General features: G+C 70.4%; 15 protein-coding genes. 9 read left to right on the top strand and 6 right to left on the bottom strand.

Going from position 1 to position 17,079, the window contains the following annotated elements; genetic code table 11:
* Positions 1-86 precede the first annotated feature (86 nt).
* From AC07NX_RS05220 to bioF, 3 genes are read right to left on the bottom strand one after another with little or no spacing between them, the layout of a single operon-like run.
* Entirely contained in the window at positions 87-980 is an 894-nt protein-coding gene (locus tag AC07NX_RS05220) for a Gfo/Idh/MocA family protein (RefSeq protein ID WP_494639727.1), read from the bottom strand.
* The gene (gene bioD, locus AC07NX_RS05215; protein ID WP_494639726.1) at positions 977-1,651 is read right to left on the bottom strand and encodes a dethiobiotin synthase; all 675 of its coding nucleotides are present in this window, start codon (positions 1,649-1,651) and stop codon (positions 977-979) included. The genes AC07NX_RS05220 and bioD overlap by 4 nt, the downstream gene beginning before the upstream one ends.
* The gene (bioF, locus tag AC07NX_RS05210; RefSeq protein ID WP_494639725.1) at positions 1,651-2,805 is read right to left on the bottom strand and encodes an 8-amino-7-oxononanoate synthase; all 1,155 of its coding nucleotides are present in this window, start codon (positions 2,803-2,805) and stop codon (positions 1,651-1,653) included. Before bioF ends, bioD begins: the two co-directional genes overlap by 1 nt.
* Before the next feature lie 85 nt (positions 2,806-2,890).
* Between bioF and AC07NX_RS05205 the strand changes: the two genes are divergently transcribed.
* Both AC07NX_RS05205 and AC07NX_RS05200 read left to right on the top strand, forming a co-directional pair.
* Positions 2,891-4,183: an adenosylmethionine--8-amino-7-oxononanoate transaminase gene (locus tag AC07NX_RS05205; RefSeq protein WP_494639723.1), complete on the top strand. Its 1,293-nt coding sequence runs from the start codon at positions 2,891-2,893 to the stop codon at positions 4,181-4,183.
* Positions 4,184-4,196: 13 nt separating this feature from the next.
* Entirely contained in the window at positions 4,197-5,105 is a 909-nt protein-coding gene (locus AC07NX_RS05200) for a DMT family transporter (RefSeq protein WP_494639721.1), read from the top strand.
* Positions 5,106-5,288: 183 nt separating this feature from the next.
* Here AC07NX_RS05200 and sodC read toward each other — a convergent pair whose 3' ends face one another.
* Entirely contained in the window at positions 5,289-5,807 is a 519-nt protein-coding gene (gene sodC, locus AC07NX_RS05195) for a superoxide dismutase[Cu-Zn] (RefSeq protein ID WP_494639720.1), read from the bottom strand.
* A 111-nt stretch (positions 5,808-5,918) separates the two neighbouring features.
* Here sodC and gyrA point away from each other — a divergent pair, with 111 nt between their 5' ends.
* The 5 genes from gyrA to AC07NX_RS05170 all read left to right on the top strand — a co-directional run bounded on the left by gyrA (position 5,919) and on the right by AC07NX_RS05170 (position 12,975).
* A complete protein-coding gene (gene gyrA / locus AC07NX_RS05190) occupies positions 5,919-8,687 on the top strand; it encodes a DNA gyrase subunit A (RefSeq protein WP_494639718.1) in 2,769 nt (922 codons plus the stop codon).
* 49 nt (positions 8,688-8,736) lie between these two features.
* Complete coding sequence (gene coaD / locus AC07NX_RS05185; protein ID WP_494639716.1) at positions 8,737-9,225, top strand: pantetheine-phosphate adenylyltransferase; 489 nt, start codon at positions 8,737-8,739, stop codon at positions 9,223-9,225.
* Between the two features lie 1,504 nt (positions 9,226-10,729).
* Positions 10,730-11,545, top strand: a complete 816-nt coding sequence (locus tag AC07NX_RS05180; RefSeq protein ID WP_494639715.1) for a peptidylprolyl isomerase — start codon at positions 10,730-10,732, stop codon at positions 11,543-11,545.
* Positions 11,545-12,393, top strand: a complete 849-nt coding sequence (locus tag AC07NX_RS05175) for a peptidylprolyl isomerase (protein ID WP_494639713.1) — start codon at positions 11,545-11,547, stop codon at positions 12,391-12,393. Before AC07NX_RS05180 ends, AC07NX_RS05175 begins: the two co-directional genes overlap by 1 nt.
* 114 nt (positions 12,394-12,507) lie before the next feature.
* On the top strand, positions 12,508-12,975 hold the full coding sequence (locus AC07NX_RS05170; RefSeq protein ID WP_035077308.1) for a peptidylprolyl isomerase: 468 nt from the start codon (positions 12,508-12,510) through the stop codon (positions 12,973-12,975).
* 73 nt (positions 12,976-13,048) lie between these two features.
* Here AC07NX_RS05170 and AC07NX_RS05165 read toward each other — a convergent pair whose 3' ends face one another.
* Positions 13,049-14,029, bottom strand: a complete 981-nt coding sequence (locus tag AC07NX_RS05165) for an endonuclease/exonuclease/phosphatase family protein (protein ID WP_494639711.1) — start codon at positions 14,027-14,029, stop codon at positions 13,049-13,051.
* Between the two features lie 41 nt (positions 14,030-14,070).
* Positions 14,071-14,670 (bottom strand): hypothetical protein, encoded by a 600-nt coding sequence (locus AC07NX_RS05160; RefSeq protein WP_494639709.1) that lies wholly within the window; start codon positions 14,668-14,670, stop codon positions 14,071-14,073.
* Positions 14,671-14,799: 129 nt separating this feature from the next.
* On the opposite strand from AC07NX_RS05160, the gene queA reads away from it, so the two are divergent.
* Positions 14,800-15,906, top strand: a complete 1,107-nt coding sequence (gene queA, locus AC07NX_RS05155; protein WP_494639707.1) for a tRNA preQ1(34) S-adenosylmethionine ribosyltransferase-isomerase QueA — start codon at positions 14,800-14,802, stop codon at positions 15,904-15,906.
* Positions 15,906-17,021 (top strand): tRNA guanosine(34) transglycosylase Tgt, encoded by a 1,116-nt coding sequence (gene tgt, locus AC07NX_RS05150; RefSeq protein WP_494639705.1) that lies wholly within the window; start codon positions 15,906-15,908, stop codon positions 17,019-17,021. Before queA ends, tgt begins: the two co-directional genes overlap by 1 nt.
* Positions 17,022-17,079 lie beyond the last annotated feature (58 nt).

Here is a 17,079-nt window from a genome sequence, read left to right as displayed (position 1 = left end):
GGTGCGGTTCACCTGGGTCCCGGACAAGCGCTGTGCGCTTTCCGGGATGACAACGGGAAGGAGGGCGAACCTCGAACAGCGCCGGGCTACTCGCCAAGCGCCCCGACCACCGTCTCGCACAGGCGATGCGTCTCCAGCGCGTCCAGCGCCGACAGCCGGCGGCCGTCGCGGACGGCGGCCAGGAAATGCTCGCACAGCCCCTCGAAGCCGCGCTGGCGGCCGACCGAGGTCCAGTCGCCGCGCCGCGTGAGATGGTCCTGGGCCGACTGGTCGACCACCTGGGCCAGGTCGACGATCCGTCGCTTGGCGCCGGCGCCCGAGACCTCAAGCGTCTCCTCGTTGGCGCCGCTGACCCGGTTCATGATCCCCAGGGCGTCGCGACCGGCGCCCGACAGGGACAGCGCCACGTGCCGCAGCAGGCCGTCCGCGACCTGGCCATGCACGCGCGGCTCGCCCGCGCCGGGGGCCAGGAAGCGCAGGGTGTCGACCACGTGGATGAAGTCGTCGAACACCACGCGACGCACCTCGTCGGCCTGGTCGGCGCGGTTCTTCTGCATGAGGGTCAGGGGCAGGTCGAGGGCGGCGGCGTCGCGATAGGTCGGCGCGAAGCGGCGGTTGAAGCCGACCATCAGCGAGACGCCGCGTGTTTCGGCCAGGTCGACCAGGGCTTCGCTGTCGGCGGCGTTGTCGGCCAGCGGTTTGTCGACCAGCGTCGGCACGCCGGCCTCCAGCAGGCGGCGCACGATGTCCGGGTGGGCCGCCGTGGCCGCGTGGACCAGGGCGCCGTCCAGGCCGTCGGCCAAGGCCGTATCGAGGTCGGCGTGCAACCGCTCGACCCGCCAGGCGGCGCCGAACTCGGCCAGGGCCTGGGCGTTGCGGGTGACGAACACCAGCGCGACGTCGGCGCGCGGGCCCAGGACGGGCAGGTAGGCCTTCCGGGCGATGTCGCCCAGGCCGATCATGGCGATGCGCGGGGTCATGGGGTTCTCGAGCGGGCGAGGAGGTGGTCGGCGAGGTCGGCGGCGTCCCAGGCTTCGGAGCGGGGCGCGAGGAACAGCGGCGCGTCGCCCAGGAACGGGGCCAGGGCTTCGGCGGTCTGGTCCAGGTCCGGGGCGTCGAGGCTCTCGCTCATTACCACGGCGGCGACCTCGGCCTTCGCGGCGCGCAGGGCGACCAGGGCGGTCAGCACATGGCTGATCGTGCCCAGATAGGAGCCGGCCACCAGCAGCACCGGCGCCCCCAGGGCGGTGATCATGTCGAGATTGGTCTCGCCGTCGGTCAGGGGCGACATCACCCCGCCGGCCCCCTCGACCAGCAGCAGGCCGTCGCGCAGCTCGGCCGCCCGGGCCACGGCGTCGATGACCATGTCGTCCAGCGCCAGGACCTGGCCTTCCAGCCGCGCGGCGATGTTGGGCGCCAGCGGGGCGCGGTAGCGGCGCGGGGCGATGCGCAGGACGGCGCCGGGATCGCCCAGGGCGGCCGCCAGCCGGGCCGGATCGCTGCCGGCCGCGTCGCGGGGATCGAAGCCGCTGACCACCGGCTTGAAGGCGTCGACGGCCGCGCCCCGGGTCTTCAGGGCGCGGATCAGGGCGCAGCTGACATGGGTCTTGCCGATGTCGGTGCCCGTTCCGGTGACGAACAGGGCGGGCATCAGCGGCGCGCCTTCACGTAGGGTTTCACCAGGGCCGCCAGGCGGGCGATCTCGGCGTCGGGGTGATCGGCGCTGAAGGCGATGCGCAGGCGGGCCGCGCCGGCGGCCACGGTGGGCGGGCGGATGGCCACGACCAGGAAACCCTCGGCCTCCAGGGCGCGCGAGGCGTCCAGGGCGTCCTGGGCCTCGCCGATGATCACCGGCACGATCGGGCTGGCGGCGGGCGGCAGGCCGACGGCCTTGGTGAAGGCCCGGGCCTTGGCCAGGGGCAGGGCGGTCAGGACGGCGTCGGCCTCGACGATATCCAGCGCCGCCAGGGCCGCGGCGGCGGCGGCCGGCGGCAGGCCGGTGGTGTAGACCAGGGTGCGGGCCCGGGTCTTGAGCAGGTCGACCACGGCCCGGGAGCCGCAGACATAGCCGCCGTACGAGCCCAGGGCCTTGGACAGGGTGCCCATCTGGAACGGGATCTGGGCCTCGGGGAACAGGGCGGCCGAGCCGCGGCCCTCGGCCAGCACGCCCACGCCATGGGCGTCGTCCGAGAGCAGCCAGGCGTCGTTGGCCTCGCAGACCGCCGACAGCCAGTCCAGCGGGGCGATGTCGCCGTCCATCGAGAACACCCCGTCGGTGGCGACGATGGCGTGGCGGGCGCCGGACCGGTGCTCGGCCAGCAGGGCGGCCAGGTGGTCGGTGTCGTTGTGGGCGAACGGGATGATCCGGGCGCCGGACAGCTGGGCGCCGGCCCAGATGCAGGCGTGGGCCAGTTCGTCGACCAGCACGATGTCGCCCTTGCCGGCGAAGGTGGGGATCAGGCCGGTATTGGCCAGATAGCCCGAGCCGAACACCGCGCAGGCCTCGGTTCCCTTCAGCCGCGCCAGCCGGGCCTCGAGGTCCGACAGCAGGGGCGTGTCGCCGGTCACCAGCCGCGAGGCGCCCGAGCCCGCGCCGTAGGTCTCGATCGCGGCCTGGGCGGCGGCCTTGACCGCCGGGTGCTGCGACAGGCCCAGATAGTCGTTGCACGAGAAGGACAGCAGCCGGCGGCCGTCGCGCTCGACCACGGCGCCGGCGGCGCGGTGGGTGGGCCTGAGCCGACGCATCAGGCTGGCGGCCTCCAGGCGCTGGATCTTGTCGGCGGCGTAGGTGTCGAGACTGTGCATCACGGTTCCTGTTTGCCCCCCACCGCGTGAGGGCATAGGCAGTGCGCCCCAAGCACGCAATGCCCAGGCCTGAAGGATCGCCCTCATGACCGCTGAAAGCCCCGATTGGCTTGTGGCCGGCGCGCCCCACGTCTGGCGGCCCTATTGCCAGATGAAGACCGCCCGGCCGCCGCTGCCGGTCGTCGCCACCCAGGGCTCGCGGCTGATTCTGGCCGACGGGCGCGAACTGGTCGACGGCCTGGCCTCGTGGTGGACCGCCTGCCATGGCTACAACCACCCTCATATCGCCGGGGCGATCCGCGACCAGCTGGAGCGCATGCCGCACGTGATGTTCGGCGGCCTGGCGCACGAGCCGGCCTATCGCCTGGCCAGGCGGCTGGCCGACCTGCTGCCGGGCGACCTGAACCACGCCTTCTTCGCCGAGTCCGGCTCGGTGTCGGTCGAGATCGCCATGAAGATGGCGCTGCAGTTCCACATCAATCGCGGCGTCGCCGGGCGGACCAAGTTCCTGTCGTTCCGGGGCGGCTATCACGGCGACACCCTGGCGACGATGACGGTCTGCGATCCGGAGGAGGGCATGCACAGCCTGTTCTCGGGCGTGATGCCGGCGCAGCTGATCGCCGACCTGCCGACCGACGCGGCGTCGGAAGCCGCCCTCGACGCGCTGCTGGCCGAGCGGGGCGGGGAGGTCGCCGCCATCCTGACCGAGCCGCTGGTCCAGGGCGCCGGCGGCATGCTGTTCCACGGCCCGGAGGTGCTGCGCGCCCTGCGCCGTCTGGCCGACAAGCACGGCGTGCTGCTGATCTTCGACGAGATCTTCACCGGCTTTGGCCGCACCGGCCAGATGTTCGCCATGCAGGCGGCCGGGATCGAGCCCGACATCGTCACCCTGTCCAAGGCCCTGACCGGCGGGACCCTGCCGCTGTCGGTCGCGGTGGCCTCGACCCGGGTGTTCGACGCCTTCTGGTCCGACGACCCCGGCGCGGCCCTGATGCACGGCCCCACCTATATGGGCGCGGCCCTGGCCTGCGCCGCCGCCAACGCCTCGCTGGACCTGTTCGAGGACGGCGCCTGGCGGGCCGACGTGGCGCGGGTCGGCGCGGCGCTGGCGGAGGGGCTGGAGCCGGCGCGGACCGCGCCGGGCGTGGTCGACGTCCGGGTGTTGGGCGCGATCGGGGTCGTGGAGTTCGACGCGCCGGTGGCCGTCGGCGCCCTGTGCGAGGCCTTCGCCGCCGAGGGGGCCTGGATCCGGCCGATGGGCCGGACGGTCTACCTGACCCCGGCCTTCACGACGCCGGACGCGGATCTCGCCCTCCTGACGGCCGCGATCCGCAAGGTGGTCGGCGCCGGCGGGGTTGAAGGAACCGGCGGGGTCTGATCCAAGCGAGGCCATGTCGTCGAACACGCCCCAAGATGGTCCTCTGAGCGCCCTGGAGCGCCTGGCCATCGCGGCCATCATCCTGACCTGGGGCCTGAACAACGCCGCGGCCAAGGTGGCGACCGCCGAGCTGCCGCCGATGATGGTCGGGGCCCTGCGCTTCGCCCTGGCCCTGGCCTTCCTGGCGCCGTTCCTGAAGCCGCCTTTCCCGTGGTCCAGGCGGCTGGCGGCCATCTGCCTGCTGTCGGGACCGATCCATTTCGGGATCATCTACATCGCCTTCGGCCTGGCCAAGTCGCTGAGCCCGCTGGTGGTGGCCACCCAGCTGTGGATCCCGTTCACCGCCCTGTTCGCCTGGAAGATGCTGGGCGAGACCATGAAGCCCCTGGCCGTCGCCGGCCTGGTGGTGGCCTTCGTCGGCGTGGCCTGGATGAGCCTGGACCCGCACGGGGCGGCCGACCTGCCGGCCATCGCCCTGGGCGTGGTCGCCAGCGCCTGCTGGGCCCTGGCCACGGTGTTCGTGCGCCAGACGCCGGGCGCCAAGCCGCTGCAGGTCCAGGCCCTGACCGCCGTCGTCGCCGCGCCGGCGCTGCTGGCCATGTCGTTCGGCTTCGAGGACAATGTCGTGGAGCGGGTGCGGACGGCCGCCCCGCTCGCCTGGGCCTGCGTGGCCTTCGCCGGCGTGGTCTCGACCATCGGGGCCAGCGCCCTGCTGTTCTGGCTGGTCCAGCGGCGCGAGGCGGGGCGGGTGACGCCCTATTTCCTGCTGACGCCCCTGGTGTCGTGCACGATCGGCGTCCTGTTCATGGGCGACGCCCTGTCGCCGCAACTGGTCATCGGCGCGGCCGCCACCATGGCCGGCGTGGCGCTGGTGGCCCTGACGGCGAAGAAGGCCGCGCCGCCGGAGGGGGAAGCGACGTAAGGTGCGTCCTTCTCCCCTTGCGGGAGAAGGTGGCGGCCGAAGGCCGACGGATGAGGGGTCTCTCAAACCCGACCGCGCACCCGGTCGCTCCGCCCGACACGGTGGGCCTTTCCTTCGACCCCTCATCCGACCTCGCTCCGCGAGGCCACCTTCTCCCGCAAGGGGAGAAGGAAGGTTCCGTGCCTACTTCACCACGCCACACGCCACCCGCGCGCCGGCGCCGCCGATCGGCTGGGTCTTGTAGTCGTCGGGGCTGGCGTGGATCACGATCGACGAGCCGTCGGCGTCGAGCAGGGCGGGGCGGCCGCCGGCGCCGTTCAGCGACACCAGGGGCGAGAACAGTTCGGTCGTCGCCGAGCCGTCGGCCGCCGCGAACAGGTTGGGCAGGTCGCCGTTGTCGTTGCCGTCCGGGTTCAGCAGGCCGTGGACCACGGCCGTCGTGGTGTGGACGTGGGCCCCGGCCGACTTGAAGTCCGGCGTCCCGCAATCGCCCTTCTCGTGGAAGTGCAGGCCGTGCCAGCCCGGCGTCAGGCCCTTGGCCTGGATGCGCAGCAGCACGCCGTGCGGCGCCTCGGTCAGGGTCGCGGTCCCGATCGCCTGGCCGCCGGCGCCTTTGAGTTCGGCCGTGGCGCTGGTGGCGGCGGCGGAGGCCTGGGTGGCGGCCAGCAGGCCGGCGGACAGGACGAGGGCGGTCAAACGCATCGGAAACTCCCGGAAAACCAAGGGGCGAGGCCGCGAAGGTGGCGTCTTGGCGAGGGGAATGCTAACTGTTTTTGACGGTTCCGTGTTCGATTCTGACGGCGAAAAATTCCCTTGAGCGACGATCAAAACACCATCCCCGGGTCCCCGGCCTCGCCGGCCGCCCGCGGGGACGTTACCCCCATCAATATCGAGGACGAGCTGCGCCGCTCGTATCTCGACTATGCGATGAGCGTGATCGTCAGCCGGGCGCTGCCGGACGCCCGCGACGGCCTCAAGCCCGTGCACCGCCGCGTGCTGTTCTCGATGCACGAGCAGGGCCAGACGCCCGAGCGCCCCTACGTCAAGTCGGCCCGCGTGGTCGGCGACGTGATGGGTAAGTACCACCCGCACGGCGACGCCTCGATCTACTTCACCCTGGTGCGGATGACCCAGTCGTTCTCGATGGGCCTGGTGCTGATCGACGGCCAGGGCAACTTCGGCTCGGTCGACGGCGACATGCCCGCGGCCATGCGCTACACCGAATGCCGCATGGCCCCGCCGGCCATGTCGCTGCTGGCCGACCTGGACAAGGACACGGTCGACTTCCAGGACAACTACGACGGCAAGGAGCAGGAACCCGTCGTCCTGCCGTCGCGGATCCCCAACCTGCTGGTCAACGGCGCGGGCGGCATCGCCGTCGGCATGGCCACCAACATCCCGCCGCACAACCTGGGCGAGGTGATCGACGCCTGCCTGCTGGTGATCGACCAGCCGGACGTCACCACCGACCAGCTGCTGGACCTGGTGCCGGGTCCCGACTTCCCGACCGGCGGCGAGATCATCGGCCGGGCCGGCCCGCGCCAGGCGCTGCTGACCGGGCGCGGCTCGGTGGTCATGCGGGGCCTGGCCACGGTGGAGGAGATCCGCGCCGGCCGCGAGGCCATCGTCATCACGGCCATTCCCTACCAGGTGAACAAGTCCAACCTGGTCGAGTACATCGCCGAAATGGTCCGCGACAAGCGGATCGAGGGCATCTCCGACATCCGCGACGAAAGCAATCGCGACGGCATGCGCATCGTGGTCGAGCTGAAGCGCGACGCCTCGGGCGAGGTGATCCTCAACCAGCTCTACCGCTTCACGGCGCTGCAAAGCTCGTTCGGCGTCAACATGCTGGCCCTGAACCGCGGGCGGCCCGAGCAGATGGGCCTGCGCCAGCTGATCGAGCTGTTCGTCGCCTTCCGCGAGGAAGTGGTGGTCCGGCGGACCAAGTTCGAGCTGGGCAAGGCGCGCGATCGCGGCCACGTGCTGGTCGGCCTGACCATCGCCGTCGCCAATATCGACGAGTTCATCCACATCATCCGCTCGTCCAAGGACCCGACCGAGGCCCGCGAGCGGCTGGTGGCCAAGTCCTGGCCGGCCGGCGACATGCTGCCGCTGGTCGAGCTGATCGCCGACCCGCGCACCGTGCAGGAAGACGGCGGACTGATCCGCCTGACCGACGAGCAGGCCCGCGCGATCCTGGCCCTGACCCTGTCACGCCTGACCGGCCTGGGCCGCGACGAAATCGGCAACGAGGCCGCCACCCTGGCCGAGGCCATCAAGGGCTATCTGGACCTGCTGTCGGACCGCGCCAACATCATGGCCGTGGTCCGCGAGGAACTGGTCGAGGTGCGCGACAAGTTCGCCGTGCCCCGCCGCTGCCAGATCGTCGATGGCGACGCCGACATGGAAGACGAAGACCTGATCGTCCGCGAGGAGATGGTCATCACCGTCACCCTGGGCGGCTACGTCAAGCGCACGCCGCTGGCCGCCTATCGCACCCAGCACCGGGGCGGCAAGGGCAAGGCCGGCATGGCCACCAAGAACGAGGACGCCGTCACCCGGGTGTTCTCGGCCTCGACCCACGCCCCGCTGCTGTTCTTTACCTCGGGCGGCAAGGTCTACAAGATGAAGGTCTGGCGCCTGCCGCTGGGCGTCGCCAACAGCCGCGGCAAGGCCTTCGTCAACCTGCTGCCGATCGAGCCGGGCGAGACCATCACCTCGATCCTGGCCCTGCCGGAGGACGAGGCCACCTGGAACGGCCTGGACGTGATGTTCGCCACCCGCTCGGGCAGCGTACGCCGCAACAAGCTGTCGGACTTCGTGGACGTGCGCCGCAACGGCAAGATCGCCATGAAACTGGATGAAGGCGACGGCATCGTCGGCGTGGCCGTCTGCGACAGCCAGAAGGACATCCTGCTCAACACCGCCTCGGGCCGCTGCATCCGCTTCTCGGCCGACGAGGTGCGGGTGTTCGCCAGCCGCGACTCCACCGGCGTGCGCGGCGTGCGCCTGGCCGAGGGCGACAGCGTCATCTCGATGAGCGTGCTGCGCAATGTCGACGCCACCCCGGCCGAGCGCGCCGCCTATCTCAAGCACCAGCGGGCCCTGGCCCGGGCCCTGGGCGAGGAAGGCGACGAGGCCCCGGCCGCGCCGGAAGAGGGTGAGGAGGACGGCGGCGAGGCCAGCCTGACGCCGGAACGCATCGCCGAGCTGGGCGCGGCCGAGGAGATCCTGCTGACCGTGTCGTCGGAGGGCTTCGGCAAGCGCACCAGCGCCTACGACTATCGCCGCACCGGCCGCGGCGGCCAGGGCCTGACGGCCCAGGACCTCAGCAAGCGCGGCGGCAAGCTGGTGGGCTCGTTCCCGGTCGAGGACGGCGACCAGATCCTGCTGGTCACCGACGCCGGCCAGATGATCCGGGTGCCGGTCTCGCAAATTCGTGTTGCGGCGCGGAATACTCAGGGCGTAACCATCTTCCGCACCGCCGCCGACGAGCACGTCGTCAGCGTCGAGCGCCTGGCCGACGCCGGCGGGGACGACAACACGGGCGACGAAAACGGGGCGGAAGAGACCTCGTAAGCGACCCAAGCAAGGGGCCAGCGGGCTTAGGCCCGGGTGAGGGAAAAGCATGCGGATCGGTCTCTACCCGGGCACCTTCGACCCGGTCACCAACGGCCACCTCGACATCATCGGCCGGGCGGTCAAGCTGGTCGACAAGCTGGTGATCGGGGTGGCGGTGAACATCGGCAAGGGGCCGCTGTTCGCCCTGGACGAACGGGTCGAGATCGTGCGCCGCGAGACGGCCCACCTGAGCCGGATCGCCGAGATCGAGGTCCGGCCGTTCGACAGCCTGCTGATGCATTTCGCCCGCGAGGTCGGGGCCCAGATGATCGTCCGCGGCCTGCGGGCCGTGGCCGACTTCGAATACGAATTCCAGATGACGGCCATGAACCAGCAGCTCGACCGCGAGATCGAGACCGTGTTCCTGATGGCCGACCCGCGTCACCAGGCCATCGCCTCGCGCCTGGTCAAGGAGATCGCGGCCCTGGGCGGCGACGTCCACAAGTTCGTGCCGCCGGGTGTGGCCGAGCAGCTGCTGGCCAAGCTGGCGAAGTAGGGGGCGGGGCGGTTCGGTGGTTCCGCGGGCGGTCAGGTCGCAATTGGCCGCCGCCGCCGAACGCCCGCTTGCCGGTCTGGCGCGGCGGGCTGGGTTCGATCCGTTGCGGACATGGGCCTAGCCTGCTTCCACTGGCTCAAACCGGGAAGGCAAAGATGAAGCGTTTCGTCTTACTTGGGCTCACGCTATCGCTAACGGCGAGCTGTGCAGCGTCATCCGAAGCTCCCCCGAATGGCTGGTCTGGCCTGCATTTCGGCATGAACTATCAATCAGTCGTCGAAATTGTCGGGCCGCCTTACCGCAAACTGCGTGTTGGAGAGCGGCTAGATGGAGCGCTCGTACCGGGAACTTCCGGCGATGTATACATTTGGCGAGTTGGTAGCGAGCTCAAGAGCGCATCGTTCTTCGATGACCGCTTGAATGGGATCGGGTCTGGTCCGCTTCCGGCCGAATGCTGTTAGTCCGACAGCACCCTCAGCTAACCTTCAGAATGTCCGTTCGGCGCAAGCCGCCCATCCTCCCCGGTCAGACGCCAGAGCAGGCTCGCCATCAAGGTTTCGAGGCGCGGCCTCGCCGCTGCGGGCGGATGGGTACAGGGGATTGAAATTCCTGATTATTGATCCGCCCATCCCGGCGAATGCCGGGACCCAGATGGAATGGCGGTGTGGCTGACGCCAGGACCGCTGAGTCCCTCCAATCTTCCACCCAGCCATGGGATCTGGGTCCCGGCATTCGCCGGGATGAGCGGAGTTTGGGTGGTATATGCTCGGCGTCGAGCAAGCGAACCCCAGCAAAATCAACGCCCTGAACTTTCTCGACCCCAATCTGTCCTCACCCTTTCCAACCACCCGTATCCTTTACTCACCTCGTCGCGGGAAAGGGCGCATGGCCAGCGACCGATGCGGCGGCTGGGGGCGATCGAGCGGGTAGCTCCTTCGGCCGAGGCTCGCATGTGTAGGGGTCTCGTCAAACCTTGCGTCTCTGGTGCCGGTCGGGCCTGTTATACAGATACGACGTGACGTGAGGGCCGACGGAGCAGCAGGCGAGCTTTGACAGGCTCGCGGTCCGGGACCGGGTGTCGTTGACCTGGCCCGCCCGTCGGAGGCTTCAAGGCGGCGAGGCTCCAACAGGGCTCAGCGCCGCAGGCTTCCGGATAACGACCGCGCGGAGCGATCTGGGCTTCGTCGAAACGGTATTTATTCAAACACTCCGGACGATGTCCGGCGCTCCGCGACCCTTTCCATCAACTCAGCGGTTTCCGCGTGAGGACGAGAGATCGTGCCTGCGAAAGGCCCCCTCAGTCGGCTTCGCCGACAGCTCCCCCAGAGGGGGAGCAGCTCGTACGGCGTAGCTCCTCCCCCTCTGGGGGAGGTGGCCCGAAGGGCCGGAGGGGACCGCGTGGCGAGACCCCAAACTCGCCGGAATCGTCGGCTCTAAGGCGTCGCCACTTGTCGTCCGCGCGGCGGCGTTCTACGCCGTCGGGTCAGTTCTATCGGGGATCTCCATGAAGCTTGCGTCCATCGTCGCCGTCCTGGCGCTCACCGCGGCCTCGGCCGCCAGCGCCCAGCAGGCTTCCGACTGGCGGACGCCCGACCCCGAGAACATCCTGGTCGTCGACACCAACAAGGGCCGGATCATCGTCGAGCTGTCGCCCGAGACGGCCCCCAACCACGTGGCGCGGGTGCGCCAGCTGGCCAAGGCCCATTTCTACGACGGCCTGACCTTCTTCCGGGTCATCGACGGCTTCATGGCCCAGACCGGCGATCCCAAGAACGACGGCACCGGTGGTTCGGACCAGCCGAACCTGACGGCCGAGTTCCTGTTTCGCCGCGGCCCCGGCTACGCGCCGGCCGGCAAGTCCGGAACCACCGAGATGGGCTTCGTCGGCGCGCTGCCGGTCTACAGCCAGAACAGCGCCCTGGCGGCGATGACCGCCGACGGCAAGGTGGCGGCCTGGGGCGCCTTCTGCCCCGGCGTGCTGGGCATGGCCCGGGCCGGCGACCCCGACAGCGCCAACAGCCAGTTCTTCTTCATGCGCCAGCACTATGCGTCGCTGGAAAAGACCTACACCCCGTTCGGCCGCGCCCTGACCGGCCTCGAGGCCATCCGCGCCATCAAGACCGGCGAGCCGGTCGCCGATCCGCAGGACAGGATGCTGACCGTCCGCGTGCTGTCCGACATGCCCGCCGCCCAGCGTCCGGCCATCCAGGTGATGGACACCCGCTCGGCGGCCTTCGCGGCCCTGGTCGAGAAGAAGCGCGCCGAGATGGGCGGGGCGTTCGGCCCTTGCGACGTCGATGTTCCGGTGAAGGTGAAATGATGATCCGCCCCCTGATCGCCACGACCGTCCTGCTTTCGAGCCTCGTCGCGGTCGGGGGGCTTCAGGCCGCGCCGAAGGTCCCGCTGCCCAAGGCGAGCGACTGGCGGACGCCGGCGCCCGAGGACGTGGTGGTGATCGACACCAGCAAGGGCCGGGTGATCCTGGAGCTGATCCCCGAGGTCGCCCCCGGCCACGTGGCGCGCTTCCAGGAGCTGACCCGCGAGGGGGTCTATGACGGCCGCACCTTCTTCCGGGTGATCGACCGCTTCATGGCCCAGACCGGCGACCCGGACGATACGGGGGAGGGCGGCACGAAGAAGCCCAACCTGAAGGCCGAGTTCACCTTCCGCCGCGACGCCGCGACGCCGTTCGTGGCCGCCGCCGCCCCGGCCGGGACCGAGGTGGGCCTGCTCAAGTCGCTGCCGGTGGTCAGCCAGGCCTGGAGCTGGTCGGATATGACCTCGGACAAGAAGGTCTCGGCCTGGGGGACCTACTGCCCCGGCGTGGTCGGCGAGGCCCGCGACGAGGCCGTCGACTCGGCCAACAGCCAGTTCTTCCTGATGCGCCAGCCCTATCCGTCGCTGGACAAGCGCTACACCGCCTTCGGCCGGGTGCTGGTCGGGCTGGACGTGGTGCGGGCCATCAAGACCGGCGAGCCGGTCGAGAAGCCGCAGGACCGGATGATCAAGGTGCGGCTGCTGGCCGACATCCCGCCGGCCGAGCGCCCGACGGTGCGCGTCGTCGACCCGGCCAGCGCCTGGTTCAAGGCCGAGATCGCCCGCAAGCGCGCGGCGCGCGGCGCCGATTTCTCGGTCTGCGACCTCGATCTGGCGGTCGATGTCCGCTAGGTCGCGAGCTGGGCCATGGCGATTGATCCGCGTTCGGGATTCAACCGCGCGGTTTCCCCCTTGCGGAAAGCGGGCTAGAAGCCTTGCGACTCCTCCAATCCTCAAGGGATGACCATGTCGGCCGACCTCGAAAACACCCTGATCCTGACGCTTGAGACCGGCCCGGTCACGATCAAGATGCGTCCCGACCTGGCCCCGGGCCACGTGGACCGCATCAAGGAACTGGTCCGCGAAGGCTTCTATGACGGCGTCGTCTTCCACCGCGTGATCCCGGGCTTCATGGCCCAGGGCGGCGACCCCACCGGCACCGGCCGCGGCGGTTCGGCCAAGCCGGACATCAAGGCCGAGTTCTCCAAGGAGCCGCACGTGCGCGGCGTCTGCTCGATGGCCCGCACCCCCGACCCGAACTCGGCCAACAGCCAGTTCTTCATCGTGTTCGACGACGCCACCTTCCTGGACAACCAGTACACGGTCTGGGGCCAGGTGGTCGAAGGCATGGAGAACGTCGACTCGCTGCCCACCGGCGAGCCGCCGCGCAACCCGGGCAAGATCCTCAGCGCCAAGATCGCCGCCGACGCCTAGGGCGCCGCGCTTTCGGAACGGAAAGGGCCCCGGGAGACCGGGGCCCTTTTGCTGAGCGCCGGCCGGCCGCTCTTCAGCGGGCGAGGATCGCCACCACCGGCCGGTGGTCCGAGCCCAGGCTGGGGCCGCGCTCGACCTTGACCGTCTTCCAGGCCTTGCCGGCATAGACGTGGTCGATCGGCAGGACGGGGAAGGGCGCCTTGAGCACCCGCGAGAACGCGCCGCTGGGCCAGCTGGCCAGGGCGCGGGTGCGGCGCTCCAGGCCCAGGGCCTTGTCCTGTCGGCGCAGGCTCCACGACCAGGGCGTGGAATTGAAGTCGCCGGTGAGGATCAGGCTGTCCCTGGGGAAGGGCGCCAGCCTGTGGACCAGCGTCCGGCTCTGGGCCTGCCACTGTCCCGCGGGAATGGGCCAGACGAAATGGGCGCCCGCCACGGTGAAGTCGCCGAGCGGATGGCGCAAGGTCATCCAGCCGCCGGCCAGATCAAGGTTGTCCTGATGGAAGCCGTGTTCCGCGACGATGGGCCAGCGGCTGAACATCCGGGTGTCGCAGCCGTACCTGACCCCACAAGCCGTGCTGTGGGGATAGGCCTTCTTGAGCGCGCGCACCACGGGCCAGGCCCCGCCGCCGGCCTCCTCGAGAACCACGACATCGGCGTTCTGCTTCAGCAGCCAGGCGGTCGTGGCGGCGGGGTCGAGGTTGTCGGCCCAGGCGTTGAACTGGACCAGCTTGACCTGCGACGAGGCCTTCGCCGCCTTTTCCGGCCGTTGCAGGGCCAAGACCAGCTCCGGCCCCATCAGGGCCAGCGTGGCGACGATCCCGAGCAGGGCGAACGCCGAGAGGGCCTTGCGCTCGTCGCCCCGCGAGAAGGCGACGGCCAGGGCCAGGCCGGCCGCCGCGCACGCCAGCCAGGCCGGCGCCCCGTGGGTCAGGATGTCGAGACGGTCGCTGAACGCGCCGCCCAGGCCGGCCAGCCCAGCGACCGCGCCCGCCAGGCACAGCATCAGCGCGGTGCCGCGCAGGAACAGGTTGGCGAGATGGAGGACGAGGCGCATTTCACGGCCCTTAGCACGACCGCACGCCGTCCGCGCGGGCCTTAGTCGCCGCCGAAGTAGCTGAAGACGATGTCGCGGAAGGCGCGGTCGCCGACCTGCAGCACGCCCGTCAGGACCGGCTTCGGTTCGCCGGGGCCGGCGGCCTTGGCCGCCTTCAGCGCCTTGAGATCGAAGGCGCCGGTGAAGGTCACCTGGCCCAGGTTCGGGTCGACGCCATGGAAGCTGACCTCCCGGCCGTCGACGCGATAGGCGGTCGGCATCACCCGGATCGACACCGTGCGATAGGTCTGGCCCAGCTCGTTTTCCGCCGTCGGGCTGGTGACATCGTCGAAGGTCATGAAGATCGGCGCGTAGGTCGTCGGGCGCTTGCCGGCTTCCCAATCGGCGAAGTCCCCGGCCTGGCCGATGTCCAGCGAGGCCAGCTTGAGGTTGCCGGACTGGACGACGGCGCGGGTGAGATAGACGCCCCGGCTGTCCAGGGTCGGGTCGTTCGAGAACGTCGCCGGCGCGGCCGGCGTCGCGGCCGGGGCGGTCGACGGCAAGGGCGCGGCTTCGGGCGTCTTGACCTCCGTCGCGGGCTTGCAGGCGGCGAGGGCCAGGCAGGCCAGCAGGGCCGGCAAGCGGCGGTCGATGACGGTCATGACTCCCCCGTGATGGCGTCGAGGGGGCAGGATGGCGGCCGGAAAGGCGGTTTGTCCATCGAAGCTTGGCTGGGTCACCCCGCCTCGGCGCTTGACCTCGACGCCTCGCCGTGGCCTTGAAGCCGCCCCATGCGCCTGTCCGACTTCGATTTTTACCTGCCCGACGCGGCGATCGCCTTGCGGCCGGCCGAGCCGCGGGATTCCGCGCGGCTGCTGGTGGTCAAGCCGGGCGAGGGCCTGGAAGACCGCGTCGTGCGCGATCTGCCCGACTTCCTGCGCCCGGGCGACGCCCTGGTCTTCAACGACACCCGCGTGATTCCGGCCCGCCTGATGGGCCGGCGGGCGGGGCGGGAGACGGGCGGCGGCGACGGATCGCCGGTGGCCGTCGAGGCCACCCTGCACCGGCGCGTGGCGCCCGACCGCTGGGTGGCCTTCATGCGTCCGGGCAAGCGGCTGAAGGAAGGCGACCGCATCGCCTTCGGCCATGACTCCGACCGCGCCTGCATGGCCGGCCTGCTGGACGCCACCGTGGTCGCCAAGCGCGAGGGCGGCGAGATCGAGCTGGCCTTCGACTTCGCCGGCGTCGACCTGGACCTGGCCGTGGCCGCCCACGGCGAGATGCCGCTGCCGCCCTATATCGCCGCCAAGCGCGCCGAGGACGCGCGCGACCGGGCCGACTACCAGACCGTCTACGCCCGCGAGGACGGCTCGGTGGCCGCCCCGACCGCCGGCCTGCACTTCACCCCCGACCTGCTGGAGCGGCTGAAGGCGAGGGGCGTGTCCCTGCACTTCGTCACCCTGCACGTCGGCGCGGGCACCTTCCTGCCGGTCAAGACCGAGGTCATCGCCGAACACAGGATGCACGCCGAGTTCGGCGAGGTTCCGGCCACGGTGGCCGACGCCCTGAACACCGCCCGCGCCGCCGGCGGCCGCATCGTCTGCGTGGGAACCACGTCCTTGCGCCTGCTGGAGAGCGCCACGGGCGAGGACGGGGTGATCAGGCCGTTCGCCGACGAAACGGCGATCTTCATCACCCCCGGCTACCGCTTCCGGGCCGCCGACGTGCTGATGACCAATTTCCACCTGCCCAAGTCGACCCTGTTCATGCTGGTCAGCGCCTTCGCCGGCCAGGCGACCATGAAGGCGGCCTACGGGCACGCGATCGCCACGGGCTATCGCTTCTATTCCTATGGCGACGGATCCCTGCTGTTCCGCGCCGATCCTGGGCAAACCTGATGGCGGCCTTTCCGTTCGAGATCAAAGCCACCGATGGGGCGGCGCGCACGGGCGTGCTGAAGACCCCCCGCGGCGACATCCGCACCCCGGCCTTCATGCCGGTGGGCACGGCCGCCACGGTCAAGGCGCTGATGGTCGACCAGGTCAAGGCGACCGGCGCCGACATCATCCTGGGCAACACCTACCACCTGATGCTGCGACCCACGGCCGAGCGGGTGAAGCGGCTGGGCGGGCTCCACAAGTTCATGCGCTGGGACGGGCCGATCCTGACCGATAGCGGCGGCTTCCAGGTGATGAGCCTGTCGGGGATCAGCAAGGTCACCGAGGAGGCCGTCACCTTCTCCAGCCACATCGATGGTTCCAGGCACGTGCTGAGCCCCGAGCGGTCGATGGAGATCCAGGCCGACCTGCTGGGCAGCGACATCGTCATGCAGTTGGACGAGTGCGTCGCCTGGCCGGCGGAAGAGGCCAGGGCGCGCCAGGGCATGGAGCTGTCGGCCCGCTGGGGCAAGCGTTCCAAGGCCGCGTTCGGGACGCGCGACGGCCAGGCCCTGTTCGGCATCCAGCAGGGTTCGACCTTCCGCAACCTGCGCCAGGAGTCATCGGACCGGCTGCAGGAGATCGGCTTCGACGGCTACGCCCTGGGCGGCCTCGCCGTCGGCGAGGGGCACGAGGCGATGTGCGAGGTGCTGGACTACGCCCCCGCCATGCTGCCGACCGACCGACCCCGCTACCTGATGGGCGTGGGCAAGCCGATCGACCTGGTCGAGGCCGTCTGGCGCGGCGTGGACATGTTCGACTGCGTGCTGCCCACCCGCTCGGGCCGCCACGGCCAGGCCTGGACCTGGAACGGGGCGATCAACATCAAGAACGCCCGCTACGCCGAGGACGAGGAGCCGCTGGACCCGACCAGCGACTGCCCGGCCAGCCGCGACTATTCCAAGGCCTATCTGCGCCACCTGTTCAAGGCCGAGGAGATCCTGGGCCAGGTGCTGCTGTCCTGGCACAACATCGCCTTCTTCCAGGCCTTGACGGCGGCCATGCGCGCGGCGATCGCCGAGGGCCGGTTCGAGGCCTTCCGCCGGGACTTCGCGGCGCGTCAGCGGGGCGGGTAGGGGGTGTCGCACCGGTGCGTGTGGCCACGGGGTGTGGAGCGGCCCGACCGTCGGCTCT

The organism is Caulobacter sp. GW821-FHT09A05, from assembly GCF_059418465.1.
This window is presented reverse-complemented; position numbering and strand designations above follow the sequence as displayed.